General features: G+C 65.6%; 19 protein-coding genes. 7 read left to right on the plus strand and 12 right to left on the minus strand.

Annotation, left to right across the window (positions count from 1 at the left end; translation table 11 throughout):
* Window positions 1-41: 41 nt before the first annotated feature.
* Window positions 42-761 carry a transcriptional repressor LexA gene (lexA, locus tag PRN20_RS12975; RefSeq protein ID WP_273957819.1) on the minus strand — a complete coding sequence of 240 codons (720 nt, stop codon included), beginning with the start codon at window positions 759-761 and terminating at the stop codon, window positions 42-44.
* 252 nt (window positions 762-1013) lie between these two features.
* Between lexA and PRN20_RS12980 the strand changes: the two genes are divergently transcribed.
* Window positions 1014-1541 (plus strand): transglutaminase-like cysteine peptidase, encoded by a 528-nt coding sequence (locus PRN20_RS12980; protein ID WP_273957820.1) that lies wholly within the window; start codon window positions 1014-1016, stop codon window positions 1539-1541.
* Between the two features lie 7 nt (window positions 1542-1548).
* On the opposite strand, the gene PRN20_RS12985 is transcribed toward PRN20_RS12980, so the two are convergent.
* On the minus strand, window positions 1549-1989 hold the full coding sequence (locus PRN20_RS12985) for a hypothetical protein (RefSeq protein ID WP_273957822.1): 441 nt from the start codon (window positions 1987-1989) through the stop codon (window positions 1549-1551).
* Between the two features lie 482 nt (window positions 1990-2471).
* On the opposite strand from PRN20_RS12985, the gene PRN20_RS12990 reads away from it, so the two are divergent.
* On the plus strand, window positions 2472-3191 hold the full coding sequence (locus tag PRN20_RS12990) for a sugar transferase (RefSeq protein ID WP_273957823.1): 720 nt from the start codon (window positions 2472-2474) through the stop codon (window positions 3189-3191).
* A 15-nt stretch (window positions 3192-3206) separates the two neighbouring features.
* Here PRN20_RS12990 and PRN20_RS12995 read toward each other — a convergent pair whose 3' ends face one another.
* Window positions 3207-4634, minus strand: coding sequence for an O-antigen ligase family protein (locus PRN20_RS12995; protein ID WP_273957824.1), 1428 nt, complete (start codon window positions 4632-4634; stop codon window positions 3207-3209).
* Complete coding sequence (locus PRN20_RS13000; protein WP_273957825.1) at window positions 4635-5303, minus strand: hypothetical protein; 669 nt, start codon at window positions 5301-5303, stop codon at window positions 4635-4637. It abuts the gene before it with no gap.
* A 239-nt stretch (window positions 5304-5542) separates the two neighbouring features.
* Here PRN20_RS13000 and PRN20_RS13005 point away from each other — a divergent pair, with 239 nt between their 5' ends.
* The 3 genes from PRN20_RS13005 to PRN20_RS13015 all read left to right on the plus strand — a co-directional run bounded on the left by PRN20_RS13005 (window position 5543) and on the right by PRN20_RS13015 (window position 8865).
* Window positions 5543-6139: a hypothetical protein gene (locus PRN20_RS13005; protein ID WP_273957827.1), complete on the plus strand. Its 597-nt coding sequence runs from the start codon at window positions 5543-5545 to the stop codon at window positions 6137-6139.
* A 214-nt stretch (window positions 6140-6353) separates the two neighbouring features.
* Window positions 6354-7844, plus strand: coding sequence for a DUF3300 domain-containing protein (locus PRN20_RS13010; RefSeq protein ID WP_273957828.1), 1491 nt, complete (start codon window positions 6354-6356; stop codon window positions 7842-7844).
* A 16-nt stretch (window positions 7845-7860) separates the two neighbouring features.
* Window positions 7861-8865 carry a DUF2950 family protein gene (locus PRN20_RS13015; protein ID WP_273957829.1) on the plus strand — a complete coding sequence of 335 codons (1005 nt, stop codon included), beginning with the start codon at window positions 7861-7863 and terminating at the stop codon, window positions 8863-8865.
* A gap of 3 nt (window positions 8866-8868) precedes the next feature.
* Here the strand turns inward: PRN20_RS13015 and PRN20_RS13020 are convergent, their stop codons facing one another.
* The 8 genes from PRN20_RS13020 to PRN20_RS13055 all read right to left on the minus strand — a co-directional run bounded on the left by PRN20_RS13020 (window position 8869) and on the right by PRN20_RS13055 (window position 16926).
* On the minus strand, window positions 8869-10074 hold the full coding sequence (locus PRN20_RS13020; protein WP_273957830.1) for a molybdopterin molybdotransferase MoeA: 1206 nt from the start codon (window positions 10072-10074) through the stop codon (window positions 8869-8871).
* The gene (moaC, locus tag PRN20_RS13025) at window positions 10071-10541 is read right to left on the minus strand and encodes a cyclic pyranopterin monophosphate synthase MoaC (RefSeq protein WP_273957831.1); all 471 of its coding nucleotides are present in this window, start codon (window positions 10539-10541) and stop codon (window positions 10071-10073) included. The genes PRN20_RS13020 and moaC overlap by 4 nt, the downstream gene beginning before the upstream one ends.
* Entirely contained in the window at window positions 10538-11329 is a 792-nt protein-coding gene (trpC, locus tag PRN20_RS13030) for an indole-3-glycerol phosphate synthase TrpC (protein WP_273958091.1), read from the minus strand. Before trpC ends, moaC begins: the two co-directional genes overlap by 4 nt.
* 2 nt (window positions 11330-11331) lie before the next feature.
* The gene (locus tag PRN20_RS13035; protein ID WP_273957832.1) at window positions 11332-11817 is read right to left on the minus strand and encodes a hypothetical protein; all 486 of its coding nucleotides are present in this window, start codon (window positions 11815-11817) and stop codon (window positions 11332-11334) included.
* A gap of 16 nt (window positions 11818-11833) precedes the next feature.
* Window positions 11834-12853 (minus strand): anthranilate phosphoribosyltransferase, encoded by a 1020-nt coding sequence (gene trpD, locus PRN20_RS13040; RefSeq protein WP_273957833.1) that lies wholly within the window; start codon window positions 12851-12853, stop codon window positions 11834-11836.
* On the minus strand, window positions 12850-13446 hold the full coding sequence (locus tag PRN20_RS13045) for an anthranilate synthase component II (RefSeq protein ID WP_273957834.1): 597 nt from the start codon (window positions 13444-13446) through the stop codon (window positions 12850-12852). The genes trpD and PRN20_RS13045 overlap by 4 nt, the downstream gene beginning before the upstream one ends.
* Window positions 13447-13546: 100 nt before the next feature.
* Window positions 13547-15058, minus strand: coding sequence for an anthranilate synthase component I (trpE, locus tag PRN20_RS13050; protein WP_273957835.1), 1512 nt, complete (start codon window positions 15056-15058; stop codon window positions 13547-13549).
* Complete coding sequence (locus PRN20_RS13055) at window positions 15055-16926, minus strand: peptidylprolyl isomerase (protein WP_273957836.1); 1872 nt, start codon at window positions 16924-16926, stop codon at window positions 15055-15057. Before PRN20_RS13055 ends, trpE begins: the two co-directional genes overlap by 4 nt.
* 132 nt (window positions 16927-17058) lie before the next feature.
* On the opposite strand from PRN20_RS13055, the gene tpiA reads away from it, so the two are divergent.
* Window positions 17059-17814: a triose-phosphate isomerase gene (gene tpiA / locus PRN20_RS13060; protein ID WP_273957837.1), complete on the plus strand. Its 756-nt coding sequence runs from the start codon at window positions 17059-17061 to the stop codon at window positions 17812-17814.
* Window positions 17815-17916: 102 nt separating this feature from the next.
* Window positions 17917-18435, plus strand: a complete 519-nt coding sequence (gene secG, locus PRN20_RS13065; RefSeq protein WP_273957838.1) for a preprotein translocase subunit SecG — start codon at window positions 17917-17919, stop codon at window positions 18433-18435.
* Window positions 18436-18469 lie beyond the last annotated feature (34 nt).

Here is an 18469-nt window from a genome sequence, read left to right on the forward strand (position 1 = left end):
GCAATGCCGGCCCAGGGACCCGATTGGCAACAGGTCGGAGGTCAGTACTTGCGGAGCAGGCCGACGAGGCGACCCTGCACCTTCACCCGGTCGGGTGGGAAGATCCGTGTCTCGTACGCGGGATTGGCGGCCTCGAGGGCCACCGAATTACCCCGGCGGCGCAGCCGCTTGAGCGTCGCTTCCTCATCGTCGACCAGCGCAACCACGATTTCGCCGGTCGAAGCCGCGTCCTGCTTTTTGATCAGCACGGTATCGCCATCGAAGATACCTGCCTCGATCATCGAGTCGCCGCGGACCTCGAGGGCGAAGTGCTCGCCTGGCCCGAGCATCTCGGGCGGCACGCTGATGGTGTGGCTGTGCGACTGGATGGCCTCGATCGGCGTGCCCGCAGCAATACGGCCCATCACAGGCACTGTCACCGAGCGCGACGAGTCGATGCTGGATACCGTCGCCGACCGGGCAGGGGGCGCCGCCACCTTGCCGAGATTGCCCTCGATGACGGACGGCTCGAAGCGCGCCTTGCGGCCGCCGAGCGACGGATTCATCGAGTCTGGCAGCTTGATCACTTCGAGCGCCCGCGCTCGGTTGGGCAGGCGGCGGATGAAGCCGCGCTCCTCCAGCGCCGTGATCAGCCGGTGGATGCCGGATTTGCTCCGTAGGTCGAGCGCATCCTTCATCTCGTCGAACGACGGCGGGATGCCGGATTCCTTCATCCGTTCGTGGATGAACATCAGCAGTTCGTGTTGCTTGCGCGTCAGCATGGCCGTCCCCATGAGAATCGGAACAAAGACTGAACGTTCTTGTATCCGTTCCAGTTATGTTCTGCAACATCCGGGTAAAGATCGGGTTATCACCCGTGCCGGCGGGGGAGGAGCGACGATGCATCGATCACATCCCGCCCTGTGCCAACGATTGGATTTAGCTAAAATTGCGCGGAAATTGGAGCAATCACCGCAAGCGACAGCTGGAATGATGCCCCCAGGTCCAGGACGGGACCGTTTGGGGGCTGGAAAATGAACAAGGCCGGTTTTCTCTGCGCGATTGCTCTGGTGGCTGGCGGTGTGACGTTCGGCGCACCTGCCCTGGCCGAGGCGTCGGCGTCGCTGTCGCCTCTCGGGTTCAAGGTCTTCTGCATCCGCAATCCCAACCAGTGCACCGGCGGCGGAGCGGCTTCCATCAACCTCGATGACGCCGGCCTCAGCAAGCTCAAGCGGGTCAACTCGGAGGTCAATCGGTCGATTCGCCCGCGGAACGACGCGAAGCGCGACACCTGGACGCTGAACCCAGCCTCCGGCGATTGCGAGGACTACGTCGTGACCAAGCGTGCGCGCCTGATAAAGATGGGCTTTCCGCCCAGCGCCCTGCGGATTGCCTCCGCCAAGACACGCTCGGGCGTCGGGCACGCGGTCCTGATCGTTCGCACGTCGGAGGGGAATTTCGTGCTCGACAACCTGACCAACGCCATCAAGCCGATGGCGCAGGCGAACCTGCGCTTCCTGGCGATGTCCGGCGCAAACCCGAAGAGCTGGTCGGCGATCTGAGTACGGCTCAGGCGTCGCTGGCCGGTGTCACCACGATCGCGGCGGTCCCGCCGATATCGCAGTCGGTGATCTGCTCGCCGATCAGGATGTACTCGGCCTTGATCACTTCCTCGAAGACGCCGCCGGCCGCCGTCGCAATGGCAAGCGGCAGCTCGGTCTCCCTAATCTTGCACTGGTCGTCATCGCGATAAAGCTCGGCGAGAGCTGCGACCAGTTCGCCGATGAGCGGATCGGCGCTCGGGCCAACTGCACCGACGACGGCGAGGAAGCCCTCGACTGCACCTACGCACTCAAGCCAGCGGGGCAGGGGATCCTCACTGCTCTCGTACTGCTCGGCGATCACCGAGGTACACACGGCCATGGTGTCGTCGACAGCCGAAGACTGCGCAAAAGCATTGGTGCTCGCCATCATGGAGAGCGCCACCGCGCCTGCTACGATCCATCTCATATCGCGTACCCCTGCTAACCTTTTGTTAATCCTACAACTGGTGGGGCGACGGAGTCAATCGAGACTGTCTCAGAATGACACGCAACTAAAGTAAGCGTCCAAGAATATCGTCGCCGATCATGGGCGTGTGTCTCGGAGGCCGCGTGATCTATTGGCCATGCGGCGGTGAAAAACGAGTAAATCGGCTGAACGCGACAGCACGACAGCTCGTGTGAGGTTGCACGGAGGAGCAAACCAGGTCAGTTGTTCTGCAGGCGTGATGGCCCGTTCGGGTGTTGCGTCCATGTTACTCTTGAACGAACGGGTGTTCACACGGAACGTGGAATCGCAAAATCCTGTTGGCGCGTCATTAACTTGATGTTAATTATCACACTGCGGTAACAACTCACGATGGCCACCCGTGAGAGTCGACCACTCACGGTGGAACAATGAGCATCGAATTCGCATCCGGAGGTCGCGCTGCCGCTCATTCGCGGTCCGGATTGCCTCGTTCGAGGCTCCTCCCGACAGTCCCGTCGCCCGACGCTGTCGTTTCCGTCAGCGGTCTTTCGCTGGCTTTCCGCGACGGCGTGCCCGACGTTTCGAAGGTGCGGCCCGGTTCGGCTTACCGCGTCAAGCGAGCAGTGGATATCGTCGTTGCCACGGCGGCGATCGTGGCCCTCTCGCCGCTTCTGGTCGGCGTCGCGCTCGCCATCAAGCTGACGAGCAGGGGGCCTGTCCTGTTTCGCCAGTCGCGCGTCGGCTTCCGTGGCGTCCCGTTCGATATCCTCAAGTTCCGCAGCCTGCGGGTGGATCAATGCGATGCTTCAGGCGTCGACCAGGTGAGGGAGCGCGACGACCGGTGCACCCCCGTTGGGCGCTTCCTGCGTCAATCGAGTCTCGATGAGCTCCCGCAGCTGATCAACATCCTTCGTGGCGACATGTCGCTCGTCGGTCCGCGGCCGCACGTGCCGGGCCAGCTGGCGGCCGGTGCGCCCTACGAGGAGCTCGTGCCCTACTATGGCCTGCGCACCCTGGTGCGCCCAGGCCTCACCGGCTGGGCCCAGGCGAACGCGCTGCGGGGACCGACCAGGGACGCCGACAAGGCGACCGCCCGGATCCAGCACGACCTCGCCTACCTGCAGAACATGTCGCTGGCGCTCGACCTGAGGATCATCCTCAAGACGGTCCGCCAGGAAGCCCTGCGCCGAACCGGCTCCTGATCGGAGCTACCCCCGTCAACGGGGTTTCCGCGCGTCCATCGCCCCCAGTCCAACGATCAGCAGGAACAGGATGGTGTTGGCCTGGATCTCGAGGCTGAAGTCGACGAGCGAGTGGACTGCCGCAACGATGATCACGCCCAGTGCCGCGGCACGCGCCGGCCACTCGGCCCGTGCCTTGGCCAGCCGCGACAGCACGCGGACGAGAGCCAGACCAAGTAACACCAGCACCGCGCCCCCTGCCACCACGCCGAGTTCGGCGAACAGCGCCAGATAGCTGTTGTGTGCCCTGTCCCAGACGAGGTCCGGGCTCACCGGCAACTGGTGGAACAGCGGATAGGCGAGCTCGAAGCTGCCGCCGCCATAACCGATCCATGGACGCGCCATGATCATCTCGATCACCTGCGCGTAGAGGTCGAGCCGCACGTCCGCGCTCGATTCCAGCGAGCCGAGCCGGTCGACGAGGTTCTGCCCGAAGACGTAGACGGCGAGCCCGAGCACCCCGACGAGCAGCGGCAGCAGCAACAGCGCCCGCGCCCACAAGCCGCGCATGCGGCTGATACCTGTCAGCGCCACCACGACGCATCCTACCGTTGCCGCGAACGTTCCCATGCGTGATTGCGTCGCGAGCAGGGCGGCCACGATGGCCGCGAGCGCCACGAGATAGAGAAGCACCACCGGGTCGAACCGGCGCCCCGAGAGGCTGCCTGTCTCATCGGTGCGGCTCACGAAGCTGCCGCAGATCAGCGACACCGCGACCACAGCGCCGAAGGCGAGGAAAGTCGCGAAGGAGTTGCGGTTGACGAAGGTTGCCGTTGCCGATCCCTCGTAGGTCCACTTCTTCAGCCCCAGGATCGTATCCCCGAACTGCAGCAGCGAGCCGAGCCCGAACATGGCGTAGAACGTCGCGATCGCCAGTACCGCATGGAGGATGAGTTCGCGCCGCCGCTCGTTGCTCGCGATCTGCAGCACGAGAAAATAGAACATGCCGTAGGTTGCCCAGCGCAGCAGCATCAGCAGCGTCGCGTCGGGTGCGACGCTGATCGACCCGACTGCGATCGATGCCCCGGAACGAGTGACCACGGCGAGATAGGGTCTCACCCCATCGGCAAGTGGACCAAGGATGCCGGCTGGAAGGGCCTGGATCACCAGCCACAGTCCGATGCCGACATAGAGCACCGCCGACGGCCAGTACGACGCAAGGCGCCGATGCGGCTGCTCGCCTAGCCGCCCAAGCCGCCACAGGTAGATCGACCCGATCGCTCCTACGATCGCGGCGTTCACGGCCCAGAAGAACGGGCGGTGGCTGCCGAAGGGCACCGGCGCCAGCGCGACGAAGACGATCAGCGCATAGGCCAGTACGTTGTTCAGCTGCGATTGCCGGCTCCACGCCCGCGGGCTGGGGGTGCTCGAAATGGCCGGCCGCGTCTCTACCAGGATGGTCATCTAGGCACCTGCAGCGCGCTGCACGTTGGAAAGGAACCGCTGCTGGGACCGCTGCGGCATCTGCTCGACGATCGTCGTGATGCGGTCGCGGAAGTCCGGGTCGCGGACATAGCGGGCCGCAATCGCCCGCACGCCGCGATCGCTGGCCACGAGCAGCGCAAGATCCCGATCGTGCTGCGTCCTCACATCGACCGGCAGGTCGGCCAGGTAGGTCTCGGCAAGGCCGACGCGGAGCTCGGCGATCCATTGTTCGGTGGGGCCCGTGACCTGCGACTGGCGCAGCCGGTCGACGACTCCCTTGGTGTCGCCCAGCCGCGACGCGGCCACCGCCCCGACATACCAGGCGTAGGAATAGGCCGGGGTCCGCGCGACGATCTCGTCGACGACGCTCCGGCACTCCTCGGCGACCCTGTCCCGCTTCTCCGGCGGCTGCGTGCGCGCGTGGACGGCAACCACCCCGTCCAGACAATTGTCCAGCACCAGCCGCTTGGACGTCGTCGACATGCCGATGGTCTGGGTTCCCTTCGCCAGCGCTTCGAAGCGCTCAAGCGGCAGGTCGCCGCCCGAGAAGTAGGACTTCGCTTCGACATAGGCAATCCAGACGCCTGCCAGCAGAAGCACCAGCGACAACAGTAGAGCGATGCGTGGTGGCGAGCGAAATGCGGCCATTCAACAATTCCACCAAGTCATCGGTGGTTCCCCCAACCCCTGAACTGCCGCGTTGCAACCCTGACAGGCCGGTATCCAATAGGCAAGCCTGGTCGCCTGCGCCAGTCTCCGGCGGCACCATTCGCATTTACCTTGCCCCCTAACCTTAACGCACGGAAGTAACTCTGCTGCCGGATCAGCGCGTAACTCCGGCGTCCCGGTTGTGCTAGGCGTCGTCCGTTCATTTGAGGGGAATACTCATGGCCGGGGCGTTGCGATCTCTCATGCTGGTGGCAGCAATGATGTTGCCGACGGTTCTCCCGGCCACCGCGGCGGATGCTCGTTCGCAGACCTATGAGCGGGCCGACGACGCACCGGCCGCGACGAGCGAGGCATATCTCGAGCGCCGCGCCACACTCCTGCTTCTGAGAGCGCGGTTCGACGTCATTTCGGACGAGGACGTCCCGCGCATGTTGGCGGCCGACGCCGCTACACTCTCCACGCGGGGCCCGAGCGACGAAGCGCTCGATGCACTGGCAAGCGATTTGCTGGCCGAGGGCAGCTACTACATCGTGTCCCTGCGCTATCTGATCGAGAGCGGCGGCTCGCTGTGGCCCGCGGACAAGGCGGAGACCACCTACGTCAACGATGCGCTGTCCAGCCTGCGCGCCCTGCAGGTGGAGTTACAGGAGGTCGTGGCCGGTGCTGGCGATCCGCTCCCCATCTTCGTCCGCGTCGACAGGATCAACGCCTGGACCGAGGGCTTCGCCGAGTCCCCCGCCGAGCTCGACCACTTCCGCGATCGCGATGCCCTGGTCGAGGCGGCATTGGCCGGGGCCGCGCCGGTCTCCCTCTAGGAGAAAGCCTGTTCCGGCGCAGAGTTGACGAAAACTAGGCCAGTATCTGCCGCAAAAGCCGCGTGAGCCGTTAAGCGCCGGCTTGGAAGCGCGGCTCTACTGTGCGCAGCAGACGGCGGGGCGGACTGTGCCGTCCATCAGGTCCTCACCACCGGCGGTATCCGCCGGTGACCATCCAGCGAGCCTTGGCTCGGTGCGTTCGGGAGGACAAGCAATGCGCAACCTACGGTCGATGATTGCCGTCGCTGCAGCGATAGCCTTGCCGGTGACCTATTTCGAGGTCCCCAGGTTCTATTCCTACGCCCAGGAGGTAGCGGCGGTTCCCCCTCCTTCCGCGCCGGATGAGGATGCGGCCGAGCCGGCGGCGCTGACCGAGGAGCAGCTTCAGGAACTGGTGGCGCCCATCGCGCTCTATCCGGACGAGCTGCTCGCGCTGATCGGCGCGGCCTCCCTCTTTCCGCTGCAGGTCGTCGAGGCCGAGCGCTTCCTCGAAAAGAAGAAGAGCGACAGCAGTCTGGAGCCGGACAAGGATTGGGATGGCAGCGTCATCGCGCTGCTCAACTATCCCGAAATCGTCAAGATGATGAGCGACGACCTCGAGTGGACCCAGAACCTGGGTACCGCGCTCGCCTACCAGCAGAAGGACGTGCTCGTCGCCATCCAGCAGCTGCGCGACGAGGCGGTGGCGGACAACGTCCTCAAGTCAGACGACAAGATGACGGTGAGCGAGAAGGGCGACAATGTCGTGATCGAGCCGGCCAGCTCGAGCGTGATCTACATCCCGCAGTATCCACCCGAGATGCTTTACGAGCCCGACTACGCCGCGGTTCCGATCACCTACTACGAGGACCCGTACCCCTACTACTACGACTATGACGACGCTCCCTACTTCCCCGGCTTCTGGACCGGCGCGTTCTGGGGGGCGGTCATCGACTGGAACGACTGGGGCATCTGGGGCGGCGACATCAACAGCGGCATCGACATCGACTGCAACCGCTGCATGAACGACATCGACATCAACGGAAAGGTCGACATTGGCGACATCGACTGGCGCAACGTCGACCGCGACAAGATCAGTCACTTCGACCGCAACCAGTTCAGCGCGATCGAGAACAGCAACATCCGCAACAACATCATGGACAACAACGCGAATAACATTCGCGACCGGGCCCAGGGCGTCAAACGCAACGAAATGTCCAAGGTCGACCGCGCGGCCAAGGCCAAGGACGTACGAGCTGGTGGCGAGGGCAGGGGAGCGGCCGCCGCAGCGGGTATTGCCGCAGGCGGCGCTGCCGCTGGGGCAGCCAAGCTGGCCGGATCAAGGGCTGCAGGAGCCAACCCCAAGGCAACAGCGGCCAGGGCCAAGGCCGCAGGGGCCAACCCCAAGGCCACCGCAGCGAAGTCGAAGGCAGCAGCTGCCAAGGGCAGCGGAACCAAGGCAAAGGCGAAGGCCAAGGCGGGAAAGCCAAAGGCCGGGAAGCCCAAGGCCAGTACCCGCAGCAAGAAGCCGTCGAGCCTGGGCGAAGTGAGGGGCGGCAAGTCCTCCAAGGTCTATTCGAACCGCGGCAAGAAATCGATGAGCCGTAGCGGCGGATCGAACCGCTCGTACAGCCGCGGCGGCGGTGGCCGCTCCATGAGCCGTGGCGGCGGTGGTCGCGGTGGTGGTGGCCGCGGCGGTGGTGGCCGTGGTGGCGGGCGTCGCTGAAGAGAGGAGCAGACAAATGAGCACGACAAACCGGATGACGTTCACCTGCTCCCTCCTCGGAGCCAGCCTGCTGGCGCTCGCCCTGGCGAGCCCCGGCCTCGCCCAGACCGACCAGCCCGCCCAGACCGACCAGACGGGATCGACCGACCAGTCTGGACCGGCCGACCAGCCCGGACTGGCCGACTTCGCGGCCGACGAGGATCCACCGGCATTCGATCAGCCCGCGCAGGCCGTCGATGCCTTCAAGGCGGCCCTTGCCAGCAACGATTTCGACGGGTTGGCAAAGCTGCTGGGTCTCGATGCGGCGAAGCTTCGGACCCAGGACGGGGCAATGGACACCTTCAACCAGATGCGCGACGCGGCAGCCAAGCGCGTCCATGTCGACGATAAGCCCAACCTGCAGATCATCGAGCTCGGCAAGCAGCTCTGGCCGCTGCCCTTCCCGCTGGTGAAGGGTGATGACGGCAAGTGGGCCTTCGACACCTATGCCGGCATCGACGAGATCATCGACCGGCGCGTCGGCGAGAACGAGATCGAGACCGTTGCCACGCTCCGCGCCCTCGCCGATGCCGAGGATGAGTACATGACGCTCGATCGCGACGGCGACGGTGTCCTCGAATATGCCCAGAAGCTCATCAGTACCCCGGGAACGATGGACGGCCTCTACTGGCCCGAGGATCAGGGTGACGGCGAGAGCCCGGCCGCCGAGATCCCGGATGAGTCGGAGATGGCGAAGGCCCGCAATGACGAGGGCTATTACGGCTATCGCTACCGCATCCTGACCGGGCAGGGCGCCAACATCATCGGCGGCAAGCAGGACTATCTCGTCAACGGCAACCTGACGGGCGGCTTCGCCATCGTCGCCTGGCCGGTCACCTATGCCGAGACCGGCGTCAGCACCTTCCTCGTCAACAAGGACGGCATCGTCTACGAGACCGACCTCGGGCCTCAGACGGCGGAGAAGGTCAAGGGCATCAATGACTTCAACCCCGACGACACCTGGGAACTGGCCAAGGACTGAGCCTCAGCTCCAGTTGAGGGGAATGACCTCGACGATCTCGCCCGGTGGCACACCGGGCGAGTCCTCCGGCAGCACAATCAGGGCATCGGCCAGTGCCAGCGACATCGAGTGGCTCGAATCCGTCTCGAACATCGGCGTCACCTGCAGGAAGCCGATATCGTTGCGGGTGAGCGTCGCGCGCATGTAGTGACGCCGCGGCCCGTTCGCCGGCAGCCCGAGCAGTGTCGGCGCCCCGATCCGCGGCCAGAAGGGATCGGCAAAGCCGGTCATGGCCCTCAGGGTCGGCTTGAGGATGATCGTGGCGGTGACCAGCGCCGAGACCGGGTTTCCCGGCAGCCCGAAAACGAGCGTGCGCCCGCGTGTTCCGAACATCAGCGGCTTGCCCGGCCGCATCCTGAGCTTCCAGAAGTCGAGTTCCACGCCCAGGTCGCGCAGCACTTCCTGCACGTAGTCGCGCTCGCCGACGCTTGCGCCGCCGGTCGTCACCAGCATGTCGACGCCCTGGTCGAACGCCGACAGCAGGGCGGCCTCGATCCGCGGCTTGTCGTCCGGCACGATGCCGAGGTCGAGGACTTCGGCTGCATAGGGAGCGAACAAAGGCACGAGGCCATAGGAATTGGAGGCTATGATCTGGTCCGGCCCCAACGTCGACCCGGGGGGAACCAGTTCGTCCCCGGTCGCGATCACGGCAATCCGTGGGCGCTTCGTGACCACCAGTTCCGGCCGGTTCGCCGACGCCGCGAGGTTCAGCATCGCCGGCGTGAGTCCGACACCGGCGGGCAGCAACTCGGTGCCGCGCAGGAACTCGAAACCCTGCTTGCGCACGCTCTGGCCGGTCGGCGGCGTCTTCTCGAAGCTGATCTGGTTGCCCTTGGCCGTCGCCTCTTCCTGCATGATCACCGCATCGGCCCCGATCGGCATTGGGGCGCCGGTGAAGATGCGCACGCACTGGCCGTGCTCCATCATGCCCACGAAACGGGCGCCGGCCTGCGAGGTGCCCGCAAGCTTCAGCGGGCGGCCGGGGACGACCTCCGCCGCGCGCACGGCATAGCCGTCCATCGCGCTGGCGTCGAACGGCGGCTGGCTATGGGTGGCGACGAGCGGCTTTGCCAGCACGCGGCCATGAGCAGCGGTGAGCGGCACGGTCTCGCTGCCAAGCGCCGGCAGCTTGCGGAATATGCGATCAATCGCCTCGTCGACCGGCATCATCGGTGGAAATCACCCGATTTCCCGCCCGACTTCTCCTCGAGCTGCACCGAGGCGATCCGCACCGCCCGGTCGTGCGACTTGGCCATGTCGTAGAGTGTCAGGGCGGCCACCGATGCGGCCGTCATAGCTTCCATCTCGACGCCGGTCTGGGCCGTCGTTTCGGCCGTGGCGGTGATGAGCAGGGCAGGGCCATCGCCCGCGATCTCGACGCTAACCTTGGTGAGCGGGATCGGGTGGCAAAGCGGAATGAGTTCGGCCGTCTTCTTGGCCGCCATGATCCCGGCGACGCGGGCCACAGCGAGCGCATCGCCCTTCTTGAGCTCGCCGCCGAGGATGAGCGCCACCGTCTCGGGCTTGGCCTCGAGGCGCGCCGTCGCCACGGCGCGGCGTCGGGTCACCGCCTTGTCGCCGATATCGACGATATGCGCTTCCCCACGCTGGTTGAGGTGGGTGAGAGCCATCGTCAACCCCTGAGGAGCTTGGTCGTGGCGCCGGTCACGTCGTCCTGCCGCATCAGGCTCTCGCCGACGAGGAACGTGCCGATGCCCGCCTGCTCGAGCTTCAGCAGGTCGGCGTGCGTGTTGACACCGCTCTCGGACACGAGGTGCACGCCCTGCGGCACGCCGCCGGCCAGCTGGACCGACGTGGTGAGCGTCGTTTCGAACGTCCTGAGGTTGCGGTTGTTGATACCGATGAACTCGGCACTGAGACCAAGCGCCCGATCGAGCTCGATTTGGTCGTGGACCTCGACCAGTGCATCCATCCGCCACTCCTCGGCGGCATCGAGCAGGTACCGGGCCGTGTCGTCGCTCACCGCGGCAAGGATGATGAGGATGCAGTCGGCACCCCAGGCGCGGCTTTCGGCGACCTGGTAGGTCTCGAACAGGAAGTCCTTCCGCAGCACCGGCAGCTGCGTGGCGTTGCGGGCCTCGATCAGGTAGCCCGGCGCGCCCTGGAAACTCGGCCGATCCGTGAGGACCGACAGGCAGGCCGCTCCACCCATCTCGTAGGCTCGCGCGATCTCGGCCGGGTTGAAGTCCTCCCGGATCACGCCCTTGGACGGGCTCGCCTTCTTGACCTCGGCGATGAGCGCGAACTGCTGCTCGGCCCGCTTCTTCTTCAGCGCCGACAGGAAGCGGCGCACCGGCGGGGCATCATGCGCCTCCGCCACCACCTCGTTCCAGGGCCGCAAGGTCTTCGCCGCAGCGATCTCTTCGCGCTTGTAGGTTTCGATCTTGGACAGGATGTCGGACATGGTCACCGTAGGATTTCGACGAGGAGTACCCAGCCATTGAGCAGGGCCGCGATCATACAGAAGATCACCGCTGTGGCGACCCAATAGAGCCCGGAGGCGTCGCCCGCAATGAGGAAGACCGCGCCGACCAGCATGGGCAGCGTCGCGACCGCCACCAGCGTCAGCGGCGTCAGCGTCCAGGTCAGCGGCTCACCGCGTTTCAGGCCCGCGAGGGCGCGCGGCAGATGAACCAGCCCGGAGGCGCCGATCGCCCCTCCGACGGCAAGGACCTCCCAGCCAAACACCCAGAGCGGCTGCCCGGGAAACAGCGCAAAGCTGGAGATGACGAGCGCGCCGCCAATGACGATCAGCGTCTGCGCGGCGCGCCGCGGCAGGCTCGGCGTCGCGAGGATTCGCTCGATGTTGATCGACATGGCCACGACCAGCAGGCCGGCAAGCGCTCCGGCGGCGCCCAGTTCACCAAGGAAGAAGTCCGACCACGCTTCCACGACCGGACCGGGCTGCTCAGGAGTTGCTGATTGCGATCAGTCGGTCGAGTGTCGCCCTGGCGCGGCCGGAATCGATCTCCCGTGCCGCCATCTCCACACCGAGCTTCAGCGTATCGGCCCGGCCCGCCACGATGAACGCCGCCGCCGAGTTGAACAGCACGATGTCGCGGTAGGGATCTTTCACCCCGTCCAGCAGTCCGCGCAGGCGCGAGGCATTGTAGGCCGGGTCGGCGCCCTTGAGGTCCGCCATGGTGGCGCGAGGCAGGCCGGCGTCTTCCGGCGTGATCTCGAAGCTGCGCAGATCCCCGCCCTTGATCGAGGCGACGAAGTTCGTGCCGGTGGTCGAGAGTTCGTCGATCCCGTCGGCGCCGTGCACGACCCAGGCCGAGATGGCGCGGTTGGCGAGCAGCGCCGCCGCGACCGGTTCAACCCATTTCTTGTCGTAGACGCCCAGCATATAGCGGCGCGCGCCGGCCGGGTTCGACTGGGGACCGAGCAGGTTGAACATCGTGCGCGTGCCCATCTCCATGCGGGTGGGCCCGACATGCTTCATCGCCGGATGGTGCGCCGGGGCGAACATGAAGCCGATCCCCGCTTCTCGGATGCACTGGCTGATCTTGTCCGGCCCGATGTCGATCTTGATGCCGAGCGCCTGGAGCACGTCCGAGGCGCCGGATTTCGAGCTCAGTGCGCGATTGCCATGCTTTGCCACGGGGATACCCGCTGCAGCGGTGACGAAGGCCGTCGTTGTCGAGATATTGAGCGTTTCTGCCCCATCGCCACCCGTGCCCACGATGTCGATCACGCTGTCCGGCGCGTCGACCTCGACCGGCACCATCTTCAGGCGCAGGATCGACACCGCCGCGGCGATCTCGCCCACGGTCTCACCCTTGACACGCATGCCCATGAGGAAGGCCCCGATCTGGCTCGGCGTCGCGCCGCCATCCATGATCGTGGTCATCACCGACCGCATCTCTTCGCCGGTGAGGTCCTGGCGCGAAGCGATCTTGTTGAGTGCCCCCTTGATGTCCATCACGCGGCCGTCCTGAGGTTGAAGTCACGGGCAAGGTTCAGGAAATTCTGCAGGAGCGCGTGGCCGTTCTCGGACGCGATGCTCTCGGGATGGAACTGCACCCCGTGGCTTGGGTAGCGGCGGTGCTGCATGCCCATGATCAGCCCGTCGTCGGTGGACGCCGTCACCTCCAGCACGTCCGGCAGCGTATCCTGCTTGACGATCAGCGAGTGGTACCGCGTCGCCTCGAAGCCGGAATTGAGGCCACGGAACAGGCCGCGATTGGTGTGGTTGATCTTGCTGGTCTTGCCGTGCATCAGCTCCGGCGCCCGGATCACCTCGCCGCCCATCGCCTGTCCAAGCGCCTGGTGCCCGAGGCAGACCCCCAGGATCGGCGTCGTCGGCGCGAACCGGTCGATCAGCGTGAGGCAGATACCGGCCGTATCGGGCGTCGCCGGGCCCGGCGACAGCACGATGGCCTCGGGGGCCATGCTGGCGATTTCGTCCAGGGTGATCTTGTCGTTGCGCCGGACATCGGAGTCGGCGCCGAGTTCGCCCAGGAAGTGGACGAGGTTGTAGGTAAAGCTGTCGTAGTTATCGATGACGAGGAGACGCATGTCTGAGGTTCCCAGCTCGGAAAGCTTTGTAACACCGGGCCATTCCCGCAAAAGCGGGAATCACTGTTTCAGAGCCAGCGTCGCCATCGTCTCGTCATGCTCATTGTCCGACCCTGGCTTCGCCCGCATAACGTAGAGCTTCTTCGGCCGCGCTGAAAAGGGCGCGAGCCTTGTTCTCGCACTCGAGCTGCTCGAGCTCCGCCTTGCTGTCGGCGACGATGCCGGCGCCCGACTGCACGTAGATCTTGCCGTTCGACACGATCGCCGTGCGCAGCACGATACAGGTATCCATCACCCCGTCGGCGCCGAAATAGCCCACGCAGCCGCCATAGATGCCGCGGCGCGATTTCTCGAGTTCGTCGATGATCTCCATCGCCCGCACCTTCGGCGCGCCCGACACGGTGCCGGCCGGGAAACCGGCGGCAAGCGCATCGACGAAATCGTTCTTCGGATCGAGCTCGCCCACCACGTTCGAGACGATGTGCATGACGTGCGAGTAGTACTCGAGGAAGAACTTGTCCGTAACCTTGACGCTACCGATCTTGGCCACCCGGCCCACGTCGTTGCGGCCAAGGTCGAGCAGCATCAGGTGCTCGGCGAGTTCCTTGGGATCGCTCAGCAGCTCGTCGGCCAGTTCCTTGTCGCGCGTCGGCGTCGCGCCGCGCTTGCGGGTGCCGGCGATCGGCCGGATCGTGACCTGGCCCTTCTCGACCTTGACGAGGATTTCCGGGCTCGAGCCCGCAACGGCGAAGTCGCCGAAATCCAGCATGTACATGTAGGGCGAGGGATTGGTGCGGCGGAGCGCCCGGTAGAGCGCCGTCGGCGGTAGCGTGAAGTCGGCCTCGAAACGCTGGCTCAGCACTACCTGGAAGATGTCGCCCGCCCGGATGTACTCCTTGGCGTCCTCGACCATGCGGGCATATTCCGCCTTGGTCGTGTTCGACCGAACCTCGATCTTGTCCAGTTCCGGTGGTGCCGCCGTGTAGGGCAGGGTGCGCCCCAGTCGGGCCACGGCATCGTCGATGCGCGACTGCGCCGCTTCCCATGCCTGCCGGGCGGTGACACCCTCGCGCACGTAGACCGGCGCCGTCAGATAGAGCTCGTCCTTGAGCGTATCGAACACGGCCAGGACGGTTGGCCGCATCAGGATCGATTCCGGGAACCCCAGCGGGTCCTCGTGCCGATCCGGCAGCACTTCCATCAGCCGGACCATGTCGTAGCCGAGATAGCCGTAGATGCCCGCCGCCGTGGACGGCAGCCCCGGCGGCACGTCCGCCTGGCTCTCCGCCACCAGCGCGCGCAGCGCCTCGAGTGGCGGCTGCTCGACGGGGGAGTAGGCCTCGGGTGTCAGTCCGGCATTGCGATTGATGCTCGCCTTGCCCTTCTCGATCTTGAGGATGACGTCGGGATCGAACCCGATCATCGAGTAGCGGCCGCGGGTTGCTCCGTCCTGCACACTCTCGAGCAGGAAGGTATTCTTCCGGCCTTCGGCAAGCTTCAGGTAGGCGCCGATCGGCGTCTCGAGGTCGGCGACGACGCGGCGGAAAACAATCTGCGCGCGTCCGCCCTCGTAGCCGGCGGCAAAGCTGCCAAACTGATCGTCGGTTGTCATTGCAGCGCGCCGGTTTCCAGCAGCTGCGTCAGGACCTGCTGGTTGACGCGCAACGCGGCCTCGCCCTTCAGCCCCTGCAGCAGGTCGGAATAGACGCTCTCGCGCGTCCCATCCTCGACATACTGCTTGGCCTGCGGAGTGGCGTCGGCTGCGGCCTCGTTCACCTCGGCCACCTGGAAGACCACGTGATCCCCGTCGCCATTGACCGCCGAACCGAAATGCCCCGGCCCGCCGTTGAAGACCTCGTTGGCCACCGCCTGGTTGAGGACGGTGGAACCGTCGCCCGACCGCTTCAGCGGCTGGCTGAGATTGGGGAACTGGCCGTTCGCGGCAGCGACATCGGCGAAAGGCTTGCCGGCCTTGAGCTCGTCGGTGATCCGCGTCACTTCCGCCGCCAGGGCTTCCTGCGTCTTGGCGTCTGTCCACGCGGTCACGACAGCGTCGCGAACCTCATCCAGCGTCTGGTCGCGCGCCGGCTCCACCTTCGTGAGGTCGAAGAACACGTTGCGGTTCGACGCGAGGCCGACCGTCGGCGACAGCTCGCCCTGCGTGGCGTTGAAGACCGCCGTGCCGATCCGCGTGACTTCCTCGGGCGTGACTTCGGGCGAGCTCAGTTCCGGCGCGCCGGGCGTGAGCGCCACGGTCGCGACATTGAGCCCGAACCGCTCGCCGATCTGCTTGAGCGGCTGGAAGGCGGCCCGCAGCTCTTCCACCTGGTCGAGAATGTCGCCGTACTCGTTGCGGGCCTGAGCCATCGCAAGCTGCTGCCGGATGGTTTCCTTGGACTCTTCGAGGCTGATCTGGCCGCCGGGTTCGATCGCGCTCACCGTGATGGCGCGCTTGGAGCCGATCCCCGGGATAATCGCGAAGTCGTTGAGCGCGAGGCCGAAGGCCGTGTCGGCGAGCGTGGAATCGGTCACCTCGGACTTGGCGAGGTTGCCCAGGTCCTGCACCGTCGCGCCGGTCGAGGCGATCAGGTCGGCGATCGGCGTGCCTGCCGCCTTGCCGTCGGTGAAGGCCTTCTCCATCTCGGGCGTCGTCAGCGCGATCTGCTTGATCGTGCGCCGCTCGATCTTCACCCGGCTATCTTTGGTCCGCTCGTATTCGGCCGCGACCTCGTCGTCGGAAATCGTCTTGGTGGCGGCAATCGCTTCGGGCGAAAGCCCCAGCAGGTCGATCGTCCGCGTCTCCTTTGTCCGGAAGTCGGACTGCCGCTCCTTGAGATAGGCGGTCAGGTCCTCTTCCGTCGGCTCTGCAACCGGCGGCAGTGTCTGAGCATTCAGCACGAAGTAGTCGATGGTGCGGGTGTCGCCCGCATAGCGATTGATCAGCTCGACTGCGGTCGAGGAAACCGGAACGCCACCAAGCAGGCCGCTGATCAGTTGCTGACGGCGTGCTGCATTGGTCTGGAGGTCGAAATACTCAGCTTCGGTGAAACCGCTCTGCTGCAGGATCCGCACGAAGTTGTCGCGGTCGAATCCGCCCAGCGCCGTCGCGAAGGTCGGGTCCTCGCGCACCAGGCGGCCGAGCCGGTCCTCCGACACGCCGAGCCCCATGTCCTTGCCCAGTTTGTTGACCGCAGCCTCGCCGGCGAGCCGGTCGAGCACGGCACCGGGCACGCCCAGGGCGATCGCCTCTTCCTGCGTCGGCAGGCGTCCGAACTGCTGGGCCAGCGCATTGACCTGCGAGTTGTAGGCCCGCTGGAAGTCGCGCACCGAGATGTCCTGTCCGGCCGCTGTGGCCACCGTGTTGGTACCGAACTGGAAGATCACGTTCGAAATACCGAACCCGGCCAGGCCGATCAGGAGCAGAACGCCCATGATCTTGCCGAACCAGGTCTTGGAGAGGTTGCGAAAACCTTCGAGCATCGAGACAAATCCAACAACGTCCGCCAACCCGGCGGGCGGCGGATACTAGACAGGGTCGAGTTTGTGCCGCAAGGCACATCGGGACGGGGGTTATGGGAAACTCCCGCAATAGGCAAGTAGAAGGAGCGTCAAGTGACGGCAGAGATCACGCCGCTGATCGCGGGAAACTGGAAGATGAACGGCACCAGCGTGGCGTTGGCTGAAGTCCGGAACCTCGCCGCCAGGCTCGCTGAAGGCGGGCCGCCCCGCTGCACCATCGTCATCTGCCCGCCCGCGACCCTGCTCGAGCGCCTCAGCGAGTTCGCCGCTCCCGCCGGCATCGTCACCGGCGGCCAGGATTGCCACCCGGCCCTGAGTGGCGCCCATACCGGCGATATCAGCGCCCAGATGCTGGCCGATGCCGGTGCCCAGTACACCATCGTCGGCCATTCCGAACGGCGCACGAACCATCGGGAAACCGACGAACTCGTGCGCCTGAAAGCACTTGCGGCCATGGCGGCGAACCTCATCCCGATCATCTGCGTCGGCGAAACCGAGGCCGATCGTGACGCCGGCCGGGCGGAAAGCGTCGTCGCCAGCCAGCTCGCCGGCTCGATACCCGACGAGTGGGCAGGGCAGGGGATCGTCATCGCCTATGAGCCCGTCTGGGCCATCGGCACCGGCCGCACGCCTACTGCCGCCGACATCGAACAAATGCACAATGCCATCCGGCGCGACCTCGTTACCCGCTTCGGCGATCGCGGCGCCGCCACGCGGATTCTTTACGGTGGCTCGATGAAGCCGTCCAATGCCGCCGAGATCCTGCGCATCGAGAACGTCAATGGCGGGCTGGTCGGGGGCGCAAGCCTCTTGGCAAATGACTTCCACGCCATTATCTCGGCGGTCTGAAAGACGCTTCCGCTGCCATGCGAATGGTGGCGGATGGCGCTGGCATTTGTGTTTGGGCGCGTGTAGAAGCGCGCCAAACCGAAATCGAAAGCCTAGGGTTCCATGGCCAACGTACTGATCGTCGCCTACCTCCTGATCGTGCTCGCGCTGATAGCAGTCATCCTGCTCCAGCGGTCCGAGGGCGGCGGGCTTGGCATGGGTAGCTCGAACTCGAACGGCCTGATCTCCGTCCGCGGTTCGGCCAACCTCCTGACCCGGACGACGGCTATTCTCGCCGCGCTTTTCTTCGCCTCGGCCATCGGCCTCACCATCCTGTCCGAACTCGACCGCGGTACGAGCTCCATCCTCGATCGCGCGAGCCAGGGCGGCCAGACTCCGACCACGGTGCTCGATGCCATCCAGCAGATGCAGCAGCAGTCGGGTGGGGACCTGCCGGTCCCCGGCGCCGAGACCACGACGCCTGCCGCTCCCGCCACCACCGATGGCGCAGCGACTCCCGCAGCGCCCGCTGGTTCGGATCTCCCGGTCCCGCAGCAGACGGCTCCGGCGGCACCCGCCACCGAAGCGCCCGCGGCCGATGCTCCGGCAACGACAGAACAGCCTGCGGCGCCCGCCAACTGAGGCCGCCGCGACAGCGAACCGGGGAAGGGGATGG

The sequence above is a fragment of the Devosia sp. ZB163 genome, assembly GCF_028613635.1.
Taxonomy (GTDB): Bacteria; Pseudomonadota; Alphaproteobacteria; order Rhizobiales; family Devosiaceae; genus Devosia_A.

Excerpts from the sequence above, each read along its gene's own strand:
- lexA (WP_273957819.1), bottom strand. The coding sequence starts at position 761 with ATGCTGACGCGCAAGCAACACGAACTGCTGATGTTCATCCACGAACGG.
- PRN20_RS12980 (WP_273957820.1), top strand. The coding sequence starts at position 1,014 with ATGAACAAGGCCGGTTTTCTCTGCGCGATTGCTCTGGTGGCTGGCGGT.
- PRN20_RS12985 (WP_273957822.1), bottom strand. The coding sequence starts at position 1,989 with ATGAGATGGATCGTAGCAGGCGCGGTGGCGCTCTCCATGATGGCGAGC.
- PRN20_RS12995 (WP_273957824.1), bottom strand. The coding sequence starts at position 4,634 with ATGACCATCCTGGTAGAGACGCGGCCGGCCATTTCGAGCACCCCCAGC.
- PRN20_RS13000 (WP_273957825.1), bottom strand. The coding sequence starts at position 5,303 with ATGGCCGCATTTCGCTCGCCACCACGCATCGCTCTACTGTTGTCGCTG.
- PRN20_RS13005 (WP_273957827.1), top strand. The coding sequence starts at position 5,543 with ATGGCCGGGGCGTTGCGATCTCTCATGCTGGTGGCAGCAATGATGTTG.
- PRN20_RS13010 (WP_273957828.1), top strand. The coding sequence starts at position 6,354 with ATGCGCAACCTACGGTCGATGATTGCCGTCGCTGCAGCGATAGCCTTG.
- PRN20_RS13015 (WP_273957829.1), top strand. The coding sequence starts at position 7,861 with ATGAGCACGACAAACCGGATGACGTTCACCTGCTCCCTCCTCGGAGCC.
- PRN20_RS13020 (WP_273957830.1), bottom strand. The coding sequence starts at position 10,074 with ATGATGCCGGTCGACGAGGCGATTGATCGCATATTCCGCAAGCTGCCG.
- trpC (WP_273958091.1), bottom strand. The coding sequence starts at position 11,329 with ATGTCCGACATCCTGTCCAAGATCGAAACCTACAAGCGCGAAGAGATC.
- PRN20_RS13045 (WP_273957834.1), bottom strand. The coding sequence starts at position 13,446 with ATGCGTCTCCTCGTCATCGATAACTACGACAGCTTTACCTACAACCTC.
- trpE (WP_273957835.1), bottom strand. The coding sequence starts at position 15,058 with ATGACAACCGACGATCAGTTTGGCAGCTTTGCCGCCGGCTACGAGGGC.
- PRN20_RS13055 (WP_273957836.1), bottom strand. The coding sequence starts at position 16,926 with ATGCTCGAAGGTTTTCGCAACCTCTCCAAGACCTGGTTCGGCAAGATC.
- secG (WP_273957838.1), top strand. The coding sequence starts at position 17,917 with ATGGCCAACGTACTGATCGTCGCCTACCTCCTGATCGTGCTCGCGCTG.